Source organism: Micromonospora sp. NPDC004704 (assembly GCF_053601675.1).
Genome location: NZ_JBSGCD010000028.1, coordinates 45,122 through 61,027, shown reverse-complemented (window position 1 = coordinate 61,027; position 15,906 = coordinate 45,122). Strand labels below are relative to the sequence as shown.

At 70.4% G+C, this 15,906-nt stretch carries 15 protein-coding genes; 11 read left to right on the top strand and 4 right to left on the bottom strand.

Features of this window, described 5'->3' with window-relative positions; all coding sequences use genetic code 11:
* Position 1: 1 nt before the first annotated feature.
* Complete coding sequence (locus tag ACWEFB_RS29095; RefSeq protein WP_452290484.1) at positions 2 to 1,558, bottom strand: DHA2 family efflux MFS transporter permease subunit; 1,557 nt, start codon at positions 1,556 to 1,558, stop codon at positions 2 to 4.
* Positions 1,559 to 1,707: 149 nt separating this feature from the next.
* On the opposite strand from ACWEFB_RS29095, the gene ACWEFB_RS29090 reads away from it, so the two are divergent.
* From ACWEFB_RS29090 to ACWEFB_RS29065, 6 genes are all read left to right on the top strand, one after another.
* Positions 1,708 to 1,983 (top strand): DUF6289 family protein, encoded by a 276-nt coding sequence (locus ACWEFB_RS29090; protein WP_326559123.1) that lies wholly within the window; start codon positions 1,708 to 1,710, stop codon positions 1,981 to 1,983.
* A gap of 116 nt (positions 1,984 to 2,099) precedes the next feature.
* Positions 2,100 to 3,311, top strand: coding sequence for a glycosyltransferase 87 family protein (locus tag ACWEFB_RS29085; RefSeq protein WP_452290547.1), 1,212 nt, complete (start codon positions 2,100 to 2,102; stop codon positions 3,309 to 3,311).
* Positions 3,312 to 3,372: 61 nt separating this feature from the next.
* A complete protein-coding gene (locus ACWEFB_RS29080; RefSeq protein WP_452290482.1) occupies positions 3,373 to 4,482 on the top strand; it encodes an endonuclease/exonuclease/phosphatase family protein in 1,110 nt (369 codons plus the stop codon).
* A 159-nt stretch (positions 4,483 to 4,641) separates the two neighbouring features.
* On the top strand, positions 4,642 to 5,682 hold the full coding sequence (locus tag ACWEFB_RS29075; RefSeq protein ID WP_452290480.1) for a glycosyltransferase: 1,041 nt from the start codon (positions 4,642 to 4,644) through the stop codon (positions 5,680 to 5,682).
* Complete coding sequence (locus ACWEFB_RS29070) at positions 5,679 to 6,695, top strand: lysylphosphatidylglycerol synthase domain-containing protein (protein WP_452290478.1); 1,017 nt, start codon at positions 5,679 to 5,681, stop codon at positions 6,693 to 6,695. Before ACWEFB_RS29075 ends, ACWEFB_RS29070 begins: the two co-directional genes overlap by 4 nt.
* A gap of 62 nt (positions 6,696 to 6,757) precedes the next feature.
* Positions 6,758 to 7,426: a class I SAM-dependent methyltransferase gene (locus ACWEFB_RS29065; protein ID WP_452290476.1), complete on the top strand. Its 669-nt coding sequence runs from the start codon at positions 6,758 to 6,760 to the stop codon at positions 7,424 to 7,426.
* 52 nt (positions 7,427 to 7,478) lie between these two features.
* Here ACWEFB_RS29065 and ACWEFB_RS29060 read toward each other — a convergent pair whose 3' ends face one another.
* The 3 genes from ACWEFB_RS29060 to ACWEFB_RS29050 form a co-directional block, all read right to left on the bottom strand.
* The gene (locus tag ACWEFB_RS29060) at positions 7,479 to 8,285 is read right to left on the bottom strand and encodes an AfsR/SARP family transcriptional regulator (RefSeq protein WP_326559129.1); all 807 of its coding nucleotides are present in this window, start codon (positions 8,283 to 8,285) and stop codon (positions 7,479 to 7,481) included.
* Between the two features lie 96 nt (positions 8,286 to 8,381).
* Positions 8,382 to 9,095: a polysaccharide deacetylase family protein gene (locus ACWEFB_RS29055; RefSeq protein ID WP_452290473.1), complete on the bottom strand. Its 714-nt coding sequence runs from the start codon at positions 9,093 to 9,095 to the stop codon at positions 8,382 to 8,384.
* Positions 9,092 to 10,102: a glycosyltransferase family 2 protein gene (locus ACWEFB_RS29050; protein ID WP_452290545.1), complete on the bottom strand. Its 1,011-nt coding sequence runs from the start codon at positions 10,100 to 10,102 to the stop codon at positions 9,092 to 9,094. The genes ACWEFB_RS29055 and ACWEFB_RS29050 overlap by 4 nt, the downstream gene beginning before the upstream one ends.
* A gap of 268 nt (positions 10,103 to 10,370) precedes the next feature.
* Here ACWEFB_RS29050 and ACWEFB_RS29045 point away from each other — a divergent pair, with 268 nt between their 5' ends.
* The 5 genes from ACWEFB_RS29045 to ACWEFB_RS29025 are packed head-to-tail and all read left to right on the top strand — an operon-like array spanning position 10,371 to position 15,728.
* Positions 10,371 to 11,684, top strand: a complete 1,314-nt coding sequence (locus ACWEFB_RS29045) for an aspartate aminotransferase family protein (protein WP_326563336.1) — start codon at positions 10,371 to 10,373, stop codon at positions 11,682 to 11,684.
* Positions 11,678 to 12,697 (top strand): NAD-dependent epimerase/dehydratase family protein, encoded by a 1,020-nt coding sequence (locus ACWEFB_RS29040; protein WP_452290471.1) that lies wholly within the window; start codon positions 11,678 to 11,680, stop codon positions 12,695 to 12,697. Before ACWEFB_RS29045 ends, ACWEFB_RS29040 begins: the two co-directional genes overlap by 7 nt.
* Positions 12,698 to 12,712: 15 nt before the next feature.
* Complete coding sequence (locus ACWEFB_RS29035; RefSeq protein ID WP_452290469.1) at positions 12,713 to 13,684, top strand: UbiA prenyltransferase family protein; 972 nt, start codon at positions 12,713 to 12,715, stop codon at positions 13,682 to 13,684.
* Positions 13,681 to 14,694 carry a glycosyltransferase family 2 protein gene (locus ACWEFB_RS29030; RefSeq protein ID WP_452290467.1) on the top strand — a complete coding sequence of 338 codons (1,014 nt, stop codon included), beginning with the start codon at positions 13,681 to 13,683 and terminating at the stop codon, positions 14,692 to 14,694. Before ACWEFB_RS29035 ends, ACWEFB_RS29030 begins: the two co-directional genes overlap by 4 nt.
* A complete protein-coding gene (locus ACWEFB_RS29025) occupies positions 14,691 to 15,728 on the top strand; it encodes a glycosyltransferase family 2 protein (protein ID WP_452290465.1) in 1,038 nt (345 codons plus the stop codon). The genes ACWEFB_RS29030 and ACWEFB_RS29025 overlap by 4 nt, the downstream gene beginning before the upstream one ends.
* Positions 15,729 to 15,906 lie beyond the last annotated feature (178 nt).

Genomic DNA, 15,906 nt, shown 5'->3' with positions numbered 1-15,906 from the left:
GTCAGGTCCTCGACGCCGTCGTGCCGGGGCCCGGATGCAGCGGCGGGCCGGCGATGGCGCAGTGGACGCGTACCGGGCTGGTCGGGATCTCCCCGGGCTCGGCGGGTCCGGCGCCGGTCGTCGGGGGTTGCCCCCGAGAGGCCAGCCGGGACGGGATGCCGACCAGGCTGATCGCCGCCCCGAGCAGCAGCAGGCCCGCACAGATCAGCATCGAGACCCGGTACACCGGCCGGAGGTCGGCCGCGTTCGTCAGGCTCCCGGCGCCGATGCCGGCGGCCAGCGGCAGCACCGCGACGGCGAGCAGACCGGCCGCACGGGCGACCGCGTTGTTCACCCCGCTGGCGATGCCGGCGTGCCGTTCGTCGACCGAACCGAGGGCGGTGGCGGTCAGCGGCGCGACGGTCAGCGACAGCCCCAGCCCGAGCAGGAGCACCGCCGGCAACACGCCGGTGAGGTAGGCCGTACCCGGCCCGACACCGGCGAGCAGGACCAGCGCCACCGCGCAGACGATCGGGCCGACCGTCATCGGGATCCGTGGACCGATGCGTTGCCCCAGCGCTCCGGCCCGTGCCGAGAGCAGCAGCATCAGCACGGTCACCGGGAGCATCGCGGTTCCGGCCGCCAGCGGACTGAAGCCCACGACCACCTGGAGGTTGAGCACAACCAGGAAGAACACCCCACCGAGCGCGGCGTAGACGGCGAACGTCACCAGGTTCACCGCGCTGAACGCCCGGACCGAGAACACCTCCAGCGGCAGCATCGGATGTGACGAACGCCGTTCGTTGAGGACAAAACCGACCAGACCGGCGACACCGAGGACCAGCGCGCCGAGCACGGTCGGCGAGGTCGGCCCGGCCGTAGGCCAGGCGGTGAAGCCGTACGTCAGACCGGCGAGACCGGCCGCGCCGGTGAGCACCCCGACAACGTCGAGGTGGTCCGGCGCGTCCGGGTCACGCGACTCCGGTACGTGCCGGAGCGCGACCAGCGCCACGATCGCGGCCAGCGGTACGTTGATCAGGAAGACCAGTCGCCAGCTCGCGGACTCGACCAGCCACCCGCCGAGGAACGGACCGAGGGCTCCCGCGATGCCGCCGAGCCCCGACCAGGCGCCGATCGCCCTGGCCCGGTCGTCGGGATGGAACGACGCCCCGAGGATGGCCAGCGCCCCCGGCGTGAGCAGGGCGCCCCCGATGCCCTGGAGCACCCGGGCCGCGACCAGGATCTCGACGTTCGGCGCCACCCCGCAGAGCAGCGAGGCCGCCGCGAACCAGACGATGCCGAGTACGAAGACCCGGCGCCGGCCGAACCGGTCCCCGAGCGAACCGCCGAGCAGGATCAGCGCGGCGAGGCTCAGGGTGTAGCCGTTGACGGTCCACTGCAACGCCGCCGCACCGGCGTCGAACTCGTCGCCGATCCGGGGCAGGGCGATGTTGACCACGGTCGCGTCGATGAAGGCCAGGCCGGAGCCGAGCACGGTGGCGAAGAGCACCCAGCGGCCGGCCGGCTGCCCGTACCGGACCAGGTCGCTGGCGGGGCGGTCGGATGTGGCGGCGGTCATCGGTGCTCCTCGGGCGGGGTCTACCAGGCTAGTCCTGCCGATCTTGGCGCGGCCGGCGGGCCGGCTACCCATTGCACTCGGGGGGTCACCACCGCAGAATGTGGTGACGGTGTCCACCATCCGAAGTGGACAGACGCTGGGGAGGAAACATGTCCCGTCGCAACGTCACCATCCGCCGATCGCTCGCCATGCTGGCGGCCACCGCCGGCGCCGCCACGGCCATCATCGTCGGTCCGGCCACACCCGCGCAGGCCATCCCGCACTGCCGCGCCGGATACCAGTGCAGCTACGTCTACTACAGCGCCGCCGACCACGAGACCGTCGTCGGAGGGCGGACCATCTTCTGCGACGGCAGCAGCGACTCGTTCGGCGTCACCAGCCGCTACCTCGAATTCGGCACGGCACAGTGCCCCGACCCGCTCTGACCCACCCACTCGCCTCGGCGGGTGTCGACGCTGGGTAATCCAGGTCGGTTCCAGGAAGGGTAGAGCGCCCCTCGATACCGTTTCCTCGCCCGGCGACGGAGGGAGACGCGGTGCTGATGCCATCTGTGACCACGCGGGCGCCGAGCCGCCCGCGGACCCGTCCGAGGCTCGTCGCGTTCGCACCGGCGGCGCTCGCGGTGCTGATCGCCGCCGCCGCGGTCGCCGTACACCGGGCCACCGGGCAGTTCTGGTGGGACCTGGCGGCATACCGTACGGGCGCGTCGGCCGCCGCGGGCGGGGACGGCAACCTGTACGACGTGGCCGTCCGGGGCACCGACGGCATCGAACTCGGCTTCACGTACCCGCCGTTCGCGGCACTGCTGTTCCAGCCCCTCGCGTACGTCGGACCGGACCTCGCCATCGCGGTCTGGACGTTCGCCTCGGTCCTTGCGCTGGTCGCCGTTGTCCAGGTGACCCGGCGGTCGGCCGCCCCCACAGCCGACCGCCGCATCGTGCCGACCCTGGTCGCCACGGTGGTCGCACTGCCGATCTTCGCGGTGTCGGGTCACCTCCAGGCCGGTCAGGTCGGCCTCTTCCTCGTCCTGGTCGTGCTCGTCGACCTGACCGGTGATCCCCGACGCTGGTGGTACGGGCTCGGCGTCGGGCTCGCCGCCGGTTTCAAGCTGACCCCGCTGATCTTCGTGGCCTTCCTGCTCGCCACCGGGCGGATCCGGGCGGCCGGCACGGCGGTCGCCGGATTCCTCGCCACCATCGCCGTCGGCTTCGCCTGGCGTCCGGCCGACTCGGCGCAGTTCTGGGGCGGCATGCTGCTCGACTCGTCCCGGGTGACGGGCGACCCCCGTACGATTCTGAACCAGTCGCTGCACGGCGCGCTGGCCCGGCTGGCCGACTCGGCCGACGTGTCCACGGCCTGGCTCCCGGTGGCCGCCCTGGTCGCGGCGGCGGGCATCGTCCTCGCCGCGTGGTGCGTACGCCGGGGTGAGCACCTGCTCGGCGTGCTGGCCTGCGCGGCGACCGGGCTGCTGGTCTCCCCGGTCTCCTGGCACCACCACTGGGTCTGGGTGGTGCCAGCGCTGGTGCTGCTGGTCGACCGGGCCCGGAGCACCGGCAACCGGGCCGGGCTCGCGGTCGCGGGGGCGACCTGGCTCGTCCTGGTGTTGACCACCGCCTGGGTCCTCGTCGGGATCCAGGGTCGGGACCTGCACTTCCGGGGGTTGGGTCTGATCTACAGCAACCTGTACGTGCTGATCGGGCTCGCCGCACTCGGCTACCTGCCGTTCCATCTGCGTCGCGGTCGCCGACCGTAGTCAAGGTTGCATCCAGGGCCGGTTCAGAAGGGGTTCCATGCGGATCGGTACGGTCGATGTCATGACGGTCACTGCGCCGGAGGCGCCGGTCCGGGAGCTGGCCAGTCCCGCCCCCCGGCGAGGCTGGCGCTGGTGGCTCTACTCGGCGCTGGTCGCCGCCGGGGCGGTCTGGCTGGCCTTTGTCGTGGCGCACCTCGTGCTCAGCGGGCAGTGGTGGCTCTGGCTCGCGGTGGACGCCATCCCCCCGGTGTTCTTCCTCGCCATCCCGGTCGTCCTGGCGGTCGGTGCCTTCCCCTGTCGGCGGTCAAGGGGGCCGGTGGCGCTGCTCGCCGCCACCGCGCTGCTGCTCGGCGCGCCCCTGTCGGGGATCAACGTGCACCGGTTCGGCGGTGGGGACGGTCCCGCCCCGGCGGATGCCATCCGGGTCTTCACCTGGAACACCGGGTACTGGGACGAGGACGAGGAGACCGAGGCGTTCTACCGCACCCTGCGGGAGGCGGACGCCGACGTCTACCTGTTGCAGGAGTACTGGTACGCAAAGACACCCGAACCGCTCGACCCGGCGGCGACCCGCCTGCGGGCCGAGTTCCCCGGTTTCCACATCGCCATCGTCGGGGAGCTGATCACCGTCTCCCGGTTCCCGATCCTGCGGCAGCTCCCGCTGGACGCACCGGACCTGCCACCCCCCACGGGAGGCAGCACCGACCACTGGCTCTACAAGACGCTGCGTACCGACCTGGATCTCGGGCGGGGACGGGTGCTTTCGACGTACAACGCGCACCTGCCGGTGCAGTTGTCACCGGACGACGGTCCCCTGGACGCAGACTTCTACCGGGTCGTCAAGGACCAGCACGGCCAGCGCGAACCGCAGTTCCGGGCGCTGGCCCGTGACGTCGCGGCGAACGACAACCCGATCCTGCTGGCCGGCGACCTCAACACCAGCCCCGCGATGGGCGACGTACGCAAGCTGCCCGACGGCCTGCGCGACGCCGCGTACGCGATGCCCTCGATCTACCCGCGTAGCTGGGCCGAGTCGTCCAACTGGCCCCGCTGGTGGCGACTCGACTGGGCGTTCGTCTCCCCCGACGTACGGGTCCACTCGTACGGGTTCGGCAGCGCCCACGGCCTGTCCGACCACCGCTCGCAGCAATTGGTGATCTCGACCGGATAGCCGGCACGGAACACCGGAAAGCAATGGTCGGGACAATTCCGCGCCGGTTCGGGCGCGGAATTCGACGCGCCCTGTCACCGAATCAGAGCGCCATACGATCGGCCGACAAAAATATTCACGGCCATTGTTTTTTTGTCTACCCGCCGCTAGCCTCGAATTGTGCGAGTGTCGGTGGTCATTCCGAATCACAACAAGGAAAAGACGATACGGGCCTGCCTCACAGCGGTTTATGCGCAGACCCACACCCCGGCCGAGGTGGTCGTGGTGGACGACGCCAGTACCGACCGGTCCCGGCAGATCGTCGCCGATTTCGACTGCACCCTGGTGGCGTTCCCGGTGAACCGGGGCGTCTCCGCGGCCCGCAACGCCGGGGCGGCACGGGCCGGCGGCGACGTGCTCCTCTTCGTCGACTCCGACATCGCCCTGGCACCGGACGCGCTCGCCGTCGCGCTGCGGACGCTGCGCGAGCATCCGGCCTGCGGGGTGGTCCAGGGGATCTACGACCTGCACCCGCTCTACGCCGACGGGCCGGTCGAGTCCTACAAGACGCTGTTCGAGCACTTCTGGCGACGGCGTGACGCCGGGCTGGCCACATCCACCATGTTCGCCCTGACCGCCGTGCCACGTGACGTGTTCGAGCTGGTCGGCGGCTTCGACGAGCGGCTGCGCGACGCCGAGGACATCGAGTTCGGCACCCGCCTGCCGGCGTCGTACGAGATACGGACGAGCGCGCAGATGGTGGGGCGGCACGACGACGTGGACCGGCTGTGGCCGTACGTGTCCGAACTGTTCCGCCGCGCGCTGACGTACGCCGACGCGGTGGTGCTGGCCCGGTGGGCGCCCCGACCGGTCCCCGAACCACCGCCGGACGGGCGGGCACCGCACCGGGTCGACCGCGCCTCGGTCGCGGGGCTGCTCGGCAGCGCGCTCGCGGTCGCCACCGTGCCCCTGGTCGCCGTCTCTCCCTGGCTGGTGGCGGTGCCTCTGTGCCTGCTGACGGTGTTCCTCGTCGCCGACCGGGAGCTGCTGACCTTCGCGCTGCGCCAGCGGGGACCGGCCTTCCTGCTCTATGCGACGGCGATGCGTTTCCTCACCCACCTGACCGAGTTCGCCGGGCTGTCCATCGGGGTGGGCCGGGCGTTCGTCCGGCGGCTGCGGCCCGGCGCGACCCGTCCGGCGGCACTGGGAGCACGGCGATGACGCCCGGGGCCGACGACACGACGCCGCCACCGGTGATCCGAACCGGGGTCAACTGGTGGCGCCTGGTCAACCAGGCCCTGGTCGTGGTCTTCGTGGTGGGGCTGACCATCGGGCTGGTCCTGTTCGTACGCGACCAGGACTGGGCGCCGGTCCGATCCCTGGCAGCCCAACTCGACCCGGTCCGGCTCGGCGCCGCACTGGTCGCCGCACTGCTGATCAACGCCTCCGGGCTGCTGCTCGGGATGCTCTCCTGGCGGGCCCTCTTTGTCGACCTGGGTGCGCCGGTGAACCGGTGGACGGCGTACCGGCTGTTCTTCGTCGGGTTCCTGGCCAAGTTCGTGCCCGGCCGGTTCGTCGCCCTGCCGGTGCTGCTCCGGATGGGCAAGGAGATCAACGTCGGGCCGGTCCGGCTGGCCGGCGTTTTCATGCTGAGCTGGGCGGTGGTGGCGCTGACCGGGGCGACCGTCGCACTCGCCGCCGGCCCGGCCGTGCTCGGCGGCACCACCGGCTGGCTGGTGCTGGCCACCGTGCCGCTGGTGGTCCTGTTCGCCCGCCCGGACCTGCTCAACCGGGGGCTGGCCACGGCTGCCCGGCTGCTGCGGCGCCAACCGCCGGAGGTCAGCGCGTCACCGGCCGGTCTGCGCCGGGCGATCACCTCACAGTCGCTGTCCTGGGTGATCTCCGGACACCACCTCTGGCTGCTCGCGGTGACCGCCGGCGCCCCGCCCGCGAAGTCCTATCTCATCTGCGTCGCCGGGTTCGCCGCCGCCACGGTGGCGGGACTCGTCGTCATGATCGCGCCGGACGGCCTCGGCGTACGGGAGGCGGTGCTCATGGTCGGCCTGGCCACCGTCATGCCGCTGTCGGTCGCCACCCCGGTTGTGCTGGCCAGCCGGCTCGTCTGCGCGCTCAGCGAGGTCGCGATCGGCGCGGGCGGGCTCATGATCGCGCAGTACATGCACCGGCGCCGGACCGTTGTCGACCGCACCGCCGACCCGGCCCTGGCGAGCTGAACTCACCGAAGAACAACGCATTTTCCCTCGACCCGTACGCGACCAGGAATGTCGGTGATCTCATGTCCAACGGACTCCTCCGGGCACTGTCGCGATTGACCAAAATCCCGGTACGCCTCTTTGTCCGCCCCAATCGCAGAATCAACGCGGCGATGTGGGACACCCAGTACGCCCTCGGTCTGTGGAGCTATCTCGACGGCATGTCCGACGGAACCGTGCCGCTGTCACTGATCGAAACCTGGGCACCGCAACCGACCATTCTCGACCTCGGCTGCGGCACCAGCGCCAATCTGCCACTGGCGCCCGGGTCGTACCGGCACTACCACGGGGTGGACATCAGTCGTAAGGCCATCGCGCAGGCTCGGGCGTTGGGTCGACCGAACACCTCGTTCGACGTCGGCGACATCCGTACGTTCGACTCGTCGGAGCGGTACGACGCGATCCTGCTGCGCGAGGTGATCTACTACCTGTCCGGTGCCGAGTCCGCGGCTCTGCTGCGCCGGTTGCCCGCGCTGCTCACCCCGCGCGGAAGGATCGTGGTGCAGGTCTACGACGTGTCCCAGACCGGGGAGTTCGTGGAGGTCATCCGGACCTGCGGCGTACCGGTGGTGGCGGAGGTGCCGACAAGGCTCGGCGATGGGCCGGCGGGCGCGTTCTTCGTGCTCGCCGCCTCGGCGGAGCACCCGTCCGCGCAGTCGGATGGGGTGAACGGCAGGGCCGTCGCGCCCTGAACCGGCGCGGTCGCGGGACGGGCCGCCCCCGTACGGCCCGCGTCGAGGTGGTTCAGACCGAGACGCGGCGGTCCCACCAGGGGCGCACCGCGACCGGTTCGCTGCGCAGGAGCCTGCGGTGCAGGTCCTGGAGCTGGTGTCCCGGCTCCACCCCGAGCCGGTCGGCGAGGGTGATCCGGGCGTCCTCAAAGGCGGTGAGCGCCTCCGCCCGTCGCGAGGTCTGGCCGAGGGCGACCAGCAGCAGTTCCCAGAGCCGTTCCCGCATCGGCTGCTCGGCGAGCATCCACCGCAGCTCGGAGATCAGGTTCTCGTCGTCGCCGAGCAGCAGTCGTACGCCGGTGGTTTCCTCCACCACGTCCTGGCGCAGCTCGGTGAGCCGGATCCGCTCGGCCTCGGCGAGCGGGCCGGTCGCCTCCTGGAGCGCCGGGCCGGACCACCGGCCCAACGCCTGCTGGAACATCCGCAGTGCCTGCGGCAGGTCGGACTGGGCCCGCGCCGCGCGGGCCAGCTTGATGTCCCATTCGAACCGGGTGATGTCGACCGCCCCGTCCGGGATGTCGAGCGTGTATCCGGGGCGGGTGGAGCGCAGCACCTGGGCCAGGGCGGGTCGCCGCCCCGGTGGTTCCAGCACCCGCCGCAGCCGCCCGATGTAGGTGTGCACCATGTTCTCCACCGAGTTCGGCCGCCGCCCGACCCAGATCGCGTCGACGATCTGCGCCACCGACATCACCATCCCGCTGCGCAGCGCGAGCACCGCCAACACCTCGCGCTGCCGTGGCGTACCCAGGTAGAGCGCGTACCCGCAGCGTTCGGTCCGGATCGGTCCGAGCAGCGAGATAGAAAGGTCATCGTCCGGCATAGGTCTCTCCCACCCAAGCTGTCGACAGGCGTGGCACCCGGCTTCCCATCGGTGCTGGCCGTGGCTCCGGTGGCGACCGACCCGACACGTTCACGATCACCGGCCGCCCTCGGGGGTGACGAACCGCAGACCCCGGTCCAACAGTCGGGGCAGCACGGTCTCCAGGGCTTCCACGGTCTGCGAGCGGTCGCCGCCGCCGTCGTGGCAGAGCAACACCTGCCCGGCACGACCGCGCGACAGCTTCCGGGTTATCCGGCGTACGCCCGGACTGCGCCAGTCGCTCGGGTTGACCGTCCAGTCGACCGCGCTCAAGCCAAGATCCGCCGAGGCGCGCAGGACGTCCCGGGACCAGTTGCCACCGGGGGCGCGGAACAGTCGGGGGCGCACACCGGTCGCGTCCACGATCTCGTCCTGGGTACGGGAAATCTCGGCCCGCATCCGCTGCGGGGAGAGCGCGGCGAAGGGCTGCGGGTGCGACATCGAGTGGTTGCCGATGGTGTGCCCGGCGGCGAGCACCCGGCGGGCCAGCTCCGGCTGTTCGCGTACCCGGTCGCCGATCAGGAAGAACGTGGCCCGGACCTGGTGGCGGGCCAGCAGGTCGAGCATGCGGGGCGTCCACTCGGGGTGCGGGCCGTCGTCGATGGTCAACGCGATACCGGGACCCGGCACACCGAACGCCGGCAGGTGGCCGCCGCCGAGGCTCGCGCGCCGGCGCAGGAACTGCTGACCCCTGATCGCGAAGAAGAGGTAGTGCAACGCCTGCGCGGACAGGTACGACAGGCCGCGCGTCCCGTCCGCCGTGCCGCTCATCGCCGGGACTCCACGGGTGCCGTCCGGGTCGGCCCGAAGTCCCGGTCGGCCAGGTGCCGGACCCCGCCGACGGCCGCACCGGCGGCGATGGTGAGCTGGACCAGCAGGTGCACGCCGTAGAAGAAGACCGCGAACGCGGGGCCGCGCTGGCGCAGCACGAAACGCAGCAGCCCCGGATCGGCGGCGGCGAACAGCCCGAAGAGGACCAACGGCAGCACCAGGAACACCGGGCCGAGCAGGACCAGCGGTACGGACAGCGGCACCAGCACCGCGGTGAGCAGGCCGGCCGGCCCGTTGGCGCGGATACCGGCCGGTCCCCGTTCGGCCAGGGCGACCGGGACCAGCATCTGCGAGCGGCCGAACTGCTTGCGCAGCAGCTTGCCGAGGTGACTGTCGTCGTCGTGCCGGCAGACCACCGTGTCGGTGAGTACGGTCGCGTACCGGTCGGCCAGCCGGTCGCCCCACTCGACGTCCTCGGAGGCGCGCAGCCTCTCGTCGAAGAGGCCGACCTCGGTGAAGGCCACCCGGCGGGTCACGCAGACCGCGAACAGGGTGGTACGGACCCGCCCCACGTTACGTAACCGCCAGTAGTGGCCGTGCAGCAGGCGGTACGCCTCGACCGGCCCGTCGTCGAACATCGGCCGGAGTGCGTAGATGCCGTGTACGCAGGCCACGTCGGGCTGGTCGCGCAGAATCGCCAGGGCGTTGTCCAGCGCCTCGGGTTCGGGCGCACAGTCGGAGTCGAGGAAGAACAGCATCTCACCGGTACTGGCCCGAATTCCCCGGTTGCGGGCGGCCGCCGGTCCCATATTGTGGTCGGCGACGAGCAGTCGGCAAGGGAACTCGCGGGCGATGTCCCGGGTCTCGTCGGTGCTCGCGTCGTCGACCACGATTACCTCGGTGATCGGATGGCGCTGCGCGTAGACGGCTTCCAGGCAGGCCCGCAGGGTTTTCGAGCTGTTGTACACGGGGATGATGACCGACACCGTCGGGCGCATGATCAACACCTCACCGGAGCGCAGGGGCGAATGGTCGGGACATTGACACATCGAAAACGATCGTGCCGCGACTACGCTATCCACCCGCATTGGGACTGGCAAGCGTTGCCTTGAGTAGTCAAGGTTCCGTCCAGGGCCGGTCCAGAAAAGATTCCGGACCGAACTATAGCGTCGCAGTATGTCCAATTTGGTCAGCCTCGACGATTGCGACCGGCTCACTGTTCGTGAGGTTCATGACCTCTATCGCCGATACGTCAACGCCAGCCAGGTCAGCCTCATGACCTCGTTCGGGTTCGGCCGCGAATTGGTCGACCACGCCGAGGGCGCGTACCTGGTGCTGCGCGACGGGCGGCGCATCCTCGACCTCACCGGCGGCGTGGGCGTACTCAACCACGGGCACAACCATCCCCGCATCGTGGCGGCCCGGCAGCGGTTCGCCGACCAGCGGCGGATGGAGGTGCACAAGACGTACTTCTCGCCCTACCTGGCCGCACTCGGCCACAACCTGGCCCAGCTCCTCCCCGGCGACCTCTCGATGTCCTTCCTGCCGAACTCGGGGGCGGAGGCGGTCGAGGGCGCGGTGAAGCTGGCCTACAAGTACCACCGGGGGCGGCGCGGGACGGTCCTGCGGGCCGACTGCGGATTCCACGGGAAGCTGCTCGGTTCCGGCGGGCTCACCGGCCAACCGTCGTTCGCCTTCCCCACGATTCCCGGCATTGTTCCTTTTACCTACGGCGACCTGGAGTCGGTCCGCGCCGCGCTGGCCGCACATCCGGATGACGTATACGCGGTGATCGTCGAGCCGTTCAGCGCGTCCACCATACAGTGGTGCGACGAAGATTTCCTTCGTGGACTCCGCGAGCTGTGCACTCAGCACGACATAGTGCTCATCTTCGATGAGATTTACACCGGGTGGGGCAAGACCGGCAGCTTGTTCTATTTTATGCGCTATCCCGGTCTGGTGCCGGATGTCCTCACCACGAGCAAGTCCTTTGGCGGTGGGAAGTCCTCCATTTCGGCCTTTGTCGCTCGGGAGCCGATTTTCCGCAAGGCGTACGACAACCTGACGGACGCGCTGTTGCAGAGCACCAGTACCACCTACTACGGCATGGGCGAGGAGTGCGTGACGGCGCTCGAGGCCATCAACATCGTGGTGGAGGACGACTATCCGGGCCGGGCCCGGGAGTTGGAACGCGTGCTGGAGCCCGCCCTCCACCGGCTGGCCAAGGAGTTCCCGGACGCCGTCGGTCGGGTGGCCGGCGCCGGCGCGCTGTGGGGTGTGCACATCGACGGCGGGCCGAAGATCCTCGACCTGGTCTCCAAGGTCGCCCCGGCCGGCATGGCCCGCGACCCGAGGTTCAAGGCGAAACTGGTCACCTGCGCGGTGATCAACGCCCTCTACCAGGACCACCAGATCTTCACCTACTACACCCTCAACGGGCTCAACCCGCTGATCCTCGGGCCCTCCCTGGTCACCGAACCGGCCGACGTGCAGCGCGCCACCGACGCGCTCGGTGAGGTGCTGAGCCAGGGGCTGACCCGGCTGGTCACCCGGTTCGTGGCGCAGAAGGTGGGGTCGTCGCTGTGGTGATCACCATTACCGGGGCGGCCGGCATGCTCGGCTCCCGGCTGGCCGAACGGCTCGCCGCGGACGGGCACGACGTCCAGGGGGTCGACCTGCGGTCCGCGCCCGGCGTCACCGTGGTCGGGGACATTCGGGACCCGAGGGTGATGGACCGGGCCACCGCCGGCGCCGCCACCCTGATCCACTGCGCGGCGGCACTGCCCAGCTACCCGGCGAACGAGATCCGCTCGATCATCGTGGACGGCACCGAGAGCGTGCTCGCCGCCGCACACCGGGCGCGGGTGGGCCACGTCGTGCACGTCTCGTCCACCGCCGTCTACGGGCTGCCGAAGCTCGTACCCACGCCGGAGGAGCACCCCCGTACACCGGTCGACACCTACAGCGCGGCGAAGGCCGCCGCCGAGGAGGTCGCCGAACGTTACCGGGCCGGCGGCACCAAGCTGTCGATCCTGCGGCCGAAGACCTTCCTCGGTCCCGGCCGGATGGGACTGTTCGCCATGCTCTTCGAGTGGGCCGAGGAGGGGCGCAACTTCCCCGTACTCGGCCGGGGTGACGTACGGATCCAGATGTTCGCCGTCGACGACCTGGTGGACGCGGTCGTCACCGTGCTGAACGCGCCGGACGACGCGGCCAACGACACGTACAACCTCGGTGCGGAACGGTTCGAGACCCTGCGCGCGGACTTCCAGGCCGTACTGGACGCGGCCGGGCACGGCAAACGGGTCGTCTCCCTGCCGGCCCGCCCCGCGCTCGCCGCGCTCGACCTGCTGGAGCGCACCAAACTCTCCCCGGTCTACGGACGGTTGCTGCACAAGCTGATGGGCGACTCGTACGTCAGCATCGACAAGGCCCAGCAGCGGCTCGGCTTCGCCCCGAAGCTGTCCAACCAGGACGCGATCCTGCGCACCTACGAGTGGTGGCGCGAGCAGCGTCACCGGACCGAGCCCGCGCAGCGCGGACGGACCAGCCGCGATCCCTGGCGGCAGGGCGCCCTGGCCTTCGCGAAGATCTTCTTCTGACCGGAGGGCCCCATCGTGACCGCCGTCGAGACCACGGTCGAGCGGACCGTCCCCGCCGCCGCACCCCGCGCCACCACCAACCTGCTCGCACTGGCCCGGCACCTCATCACGCTGACCCGGCCCGGCCACTGGATCAAGAACATCCTGGCCGTACCGCTGGCGCTGGTCGACGCGCCGGTCTGGAACGGGCCGACGCTGCTGCGTACCGGCTGGGCGGTGGTGGCGTTCACCCTCGCCTCGTCACTGATCTACGTCGTCAACGACATCGCCGACCGCCGGCTGGACCGGGCGCATCCGGTCAAGAAACACCGGCCGATCGCCGCCGGCCTGGTGCCGGTACCGCTCGCCTGGCTGCTCGCCGCCGGGCTGGCCGGGCTGCTGGTCACCACGGTCCTCGCCGGGCCGAACATGTCCTGGTGGCCGCTGGTGGTCTACCTCGCGCTCAGCGCCGCGTACAGCCGGCGGCTCAAGCACCTGCCGCTGCTCGACATCTGCGTGATCGCCGCCGGGTTCGTCCTGCGGGTGCTCCAGGGGTACGCGGCCACCGGCGGGGAGGCGTCCGGCCTGCTGCTGACCGCCGTCTTCACCGGCTGCCTGGTGCTGATCCTCGGCAAACGCCGGGCCGAGATCGCGGTCGCCGGGGTGTCCCACCGCCCCGCCCTGGCCGGCTACAACGTCCTGCTCGCCGACCACCTGCTCGGGCTCAACGCCTCGCTGGCCGCCGCCACCTTCCTGCTCTACCTCCACACGGAGGCGCCGATCGACCCGCTCCGCCCGGCCGTCCTGATGGTCGTGGTGCCGCTGGGGCTGCTCGCCGCCTTCCGCTACCTTCAATCGGTCCTGGTGCTCAGGCTCGGCGGCGATCCCATCCGGGCCCTCTTACGGGATCCCATGATCGTGACCAGCGCCGTCCTGATCGGCACCGCGCTGGCCGTGGCGGAGGTCGCTGCCCGCTATCCGGAACTGCTGACATGGATGGACAGATGAACAAGCCGCTCGTCTCGGTCATCGTGCCGAACTACAACTACGCCCGCGCGCTCGGTATGTGCCTCACCTCGCTCAAGGCGCAGACCTACCCGAACCTCGAGATCATCGTGGTGGACGACTGCAGCACCGACGACTCGGCGACGGTCGCGCGGTCGTACGGCGCCCGCGTGCTCCGTACGCCGGAGAACTCGGGACCGGCGGCGGCCCGCAACCTGGGCGCGGCGAACGCGTCCGGCGAGATCCTGTTCTTCATCGACTCCGACGTGGCGGCCAAGCCGGACGCGGTCGCCAACGCGGTCGAGGTCCTCGCGTCGGACCCTGAGATCGGGGCCGTCTGCGGCAACTACGATCCGGTGCCGCTGATCCGGGACAGCCTGGTCGAGGAGTACCGCTGCCTGCAACAGTCCTACTGGCTGATCGCCGACGAGGGCCGGATCATGACGCTCTACACCGCCCTGCTCGCCATCCCGGCGGCGGTGTTCGCCGAGATCGGGCCGTTCAACCCCCGGCTGCGCGAGACCGAGAACGCCGACTACGGACTGCGGCTGGCCCAGCGTTACCAGATCTGGCTGACCCCACGGGTACGCGGCGTGCACGACCACGACCACGAGCTGCGGGTCCTGGTCCGCAAGGTGTTCACCCGGACCGCCCTGCACATCCCCATGTACGCCCACAAACCCGAGTTCCCCGGCGGGCTGAGCAGCGGGCCGCGCGCGTGGGTGAGCATCGCCGCGCTGTTCACCGTACTGACGGTGGCGCTGCCGGTGCTGCTCGGACCGGCTTTCCTGCTCGTACCGCTGGTCACCTTCGCCGCCTTCGTCGCCGGGGACCTGCCGATGTACCGGTTCGTCCTCCGGGAACGCCATCCGGTGTTCCTGATCTACTTCGTCGCGATGCACTTCTTCCTCAACCTGGTCATCGCGGCTGCCGCACTGTCCGGAGTGATCGCGTGGCTCTCCTCGGCCCGGTTCCGCCGGCTCTACAACCGACCGGAGGCGGCGACCCGATGAACCCGCAACCCCTCGTCTCGGTGATCGTGCCGAACTACAACTACGCCGAGTCGCTGGACCTGTGTCTGCGGTCCATCCTCGACCAGACGTATCCGAACGTCGAGATCCTGGTCGTCGACGACTGCAGTACGGACCAGTCGATCGCGGTCGCCGAGACGCTCGGCGTACGGGTGATCAGCACCGGGGTGAACGGCGGCTGCGGGCAGGCCCGCAACATCGGCGCCGCGAACACCAGCGGCGAGCTGCTCTGTTACGTCGACTCCGACCTGGTGATGGCGCCCGACGCGGTGGCCAACGCGGTACGCCTGCTCGCCCGCGACTCGACCATCGGGGCGGTGTGCGGGATCGAGGACCCAGAGCCGTTGCTGCACGACACCGCGGTGGCCCGTTACCGGGGTCTGCAGTACCACTACTGGTCGATCAGCTCCGAGGGCGACATCTCGTTCCTCTTTCCCGCGGTCTGCGTGATCCGGCGGGACGTCTTCGACGAGATCGGCCCGTTCAACCCGGCGCTGCGGCAGACCGAGGAGGTCGACTACGGCTACCGGCTGACCCGGCGCTACCGGATGGTGCTCACCTCTGACGTACACGGCCGGCACGACCACGACCACGAACTGCGCGGACTGCTGCGCAAACTGTTCCACCGTGGACGGCTACGGATCCCGCTGTACGCCCGCGCCCGCCGGTTCAGCAAGGGCTTCGAGACCGCGTCCCGGGCCGGTGGCAGCCTGGCCGCGTTCGCCGTGCTCCCGGCGCTGGTGGCGCCGTTGCTGTTCGGCCCGTGGGCGGCGGTGCTCCCGGTCGGTCTGCTGGTCACCTCGCTGGCTCTCGACGCCGGCATGTACGGCTTCGTCCGCCGCCGGCACGGCGTCGCATTCCTGGTCTTCTTCGCCGGGCTGCACTTCGTCGTCAACGTGACCATCACGCTCGGGGTGGCCACCGGTGCACTCCAGTGGCTCGGTTCCCGGACCTTCCGGGGCCTCTACGACGCGTCGTTCCCGGTCGACGGAAGGCAGGTACGGGGAGCGATGTGACAGTCCCGCCCGCACGGGTAGCGCGAACGGCGTGATCGTGCTTACATTATTGGCAGAACGGCCGGTCATCTCCCCCCGTGGATGCCCGGCCTTTCTCCTGTCCGGGGTTCGTCAACCCGCCCGGTCGGCGTGGTGCGTGTCGCCCCCGCACCCCCGTCCGGAGGGGCCGGTGGCTTGT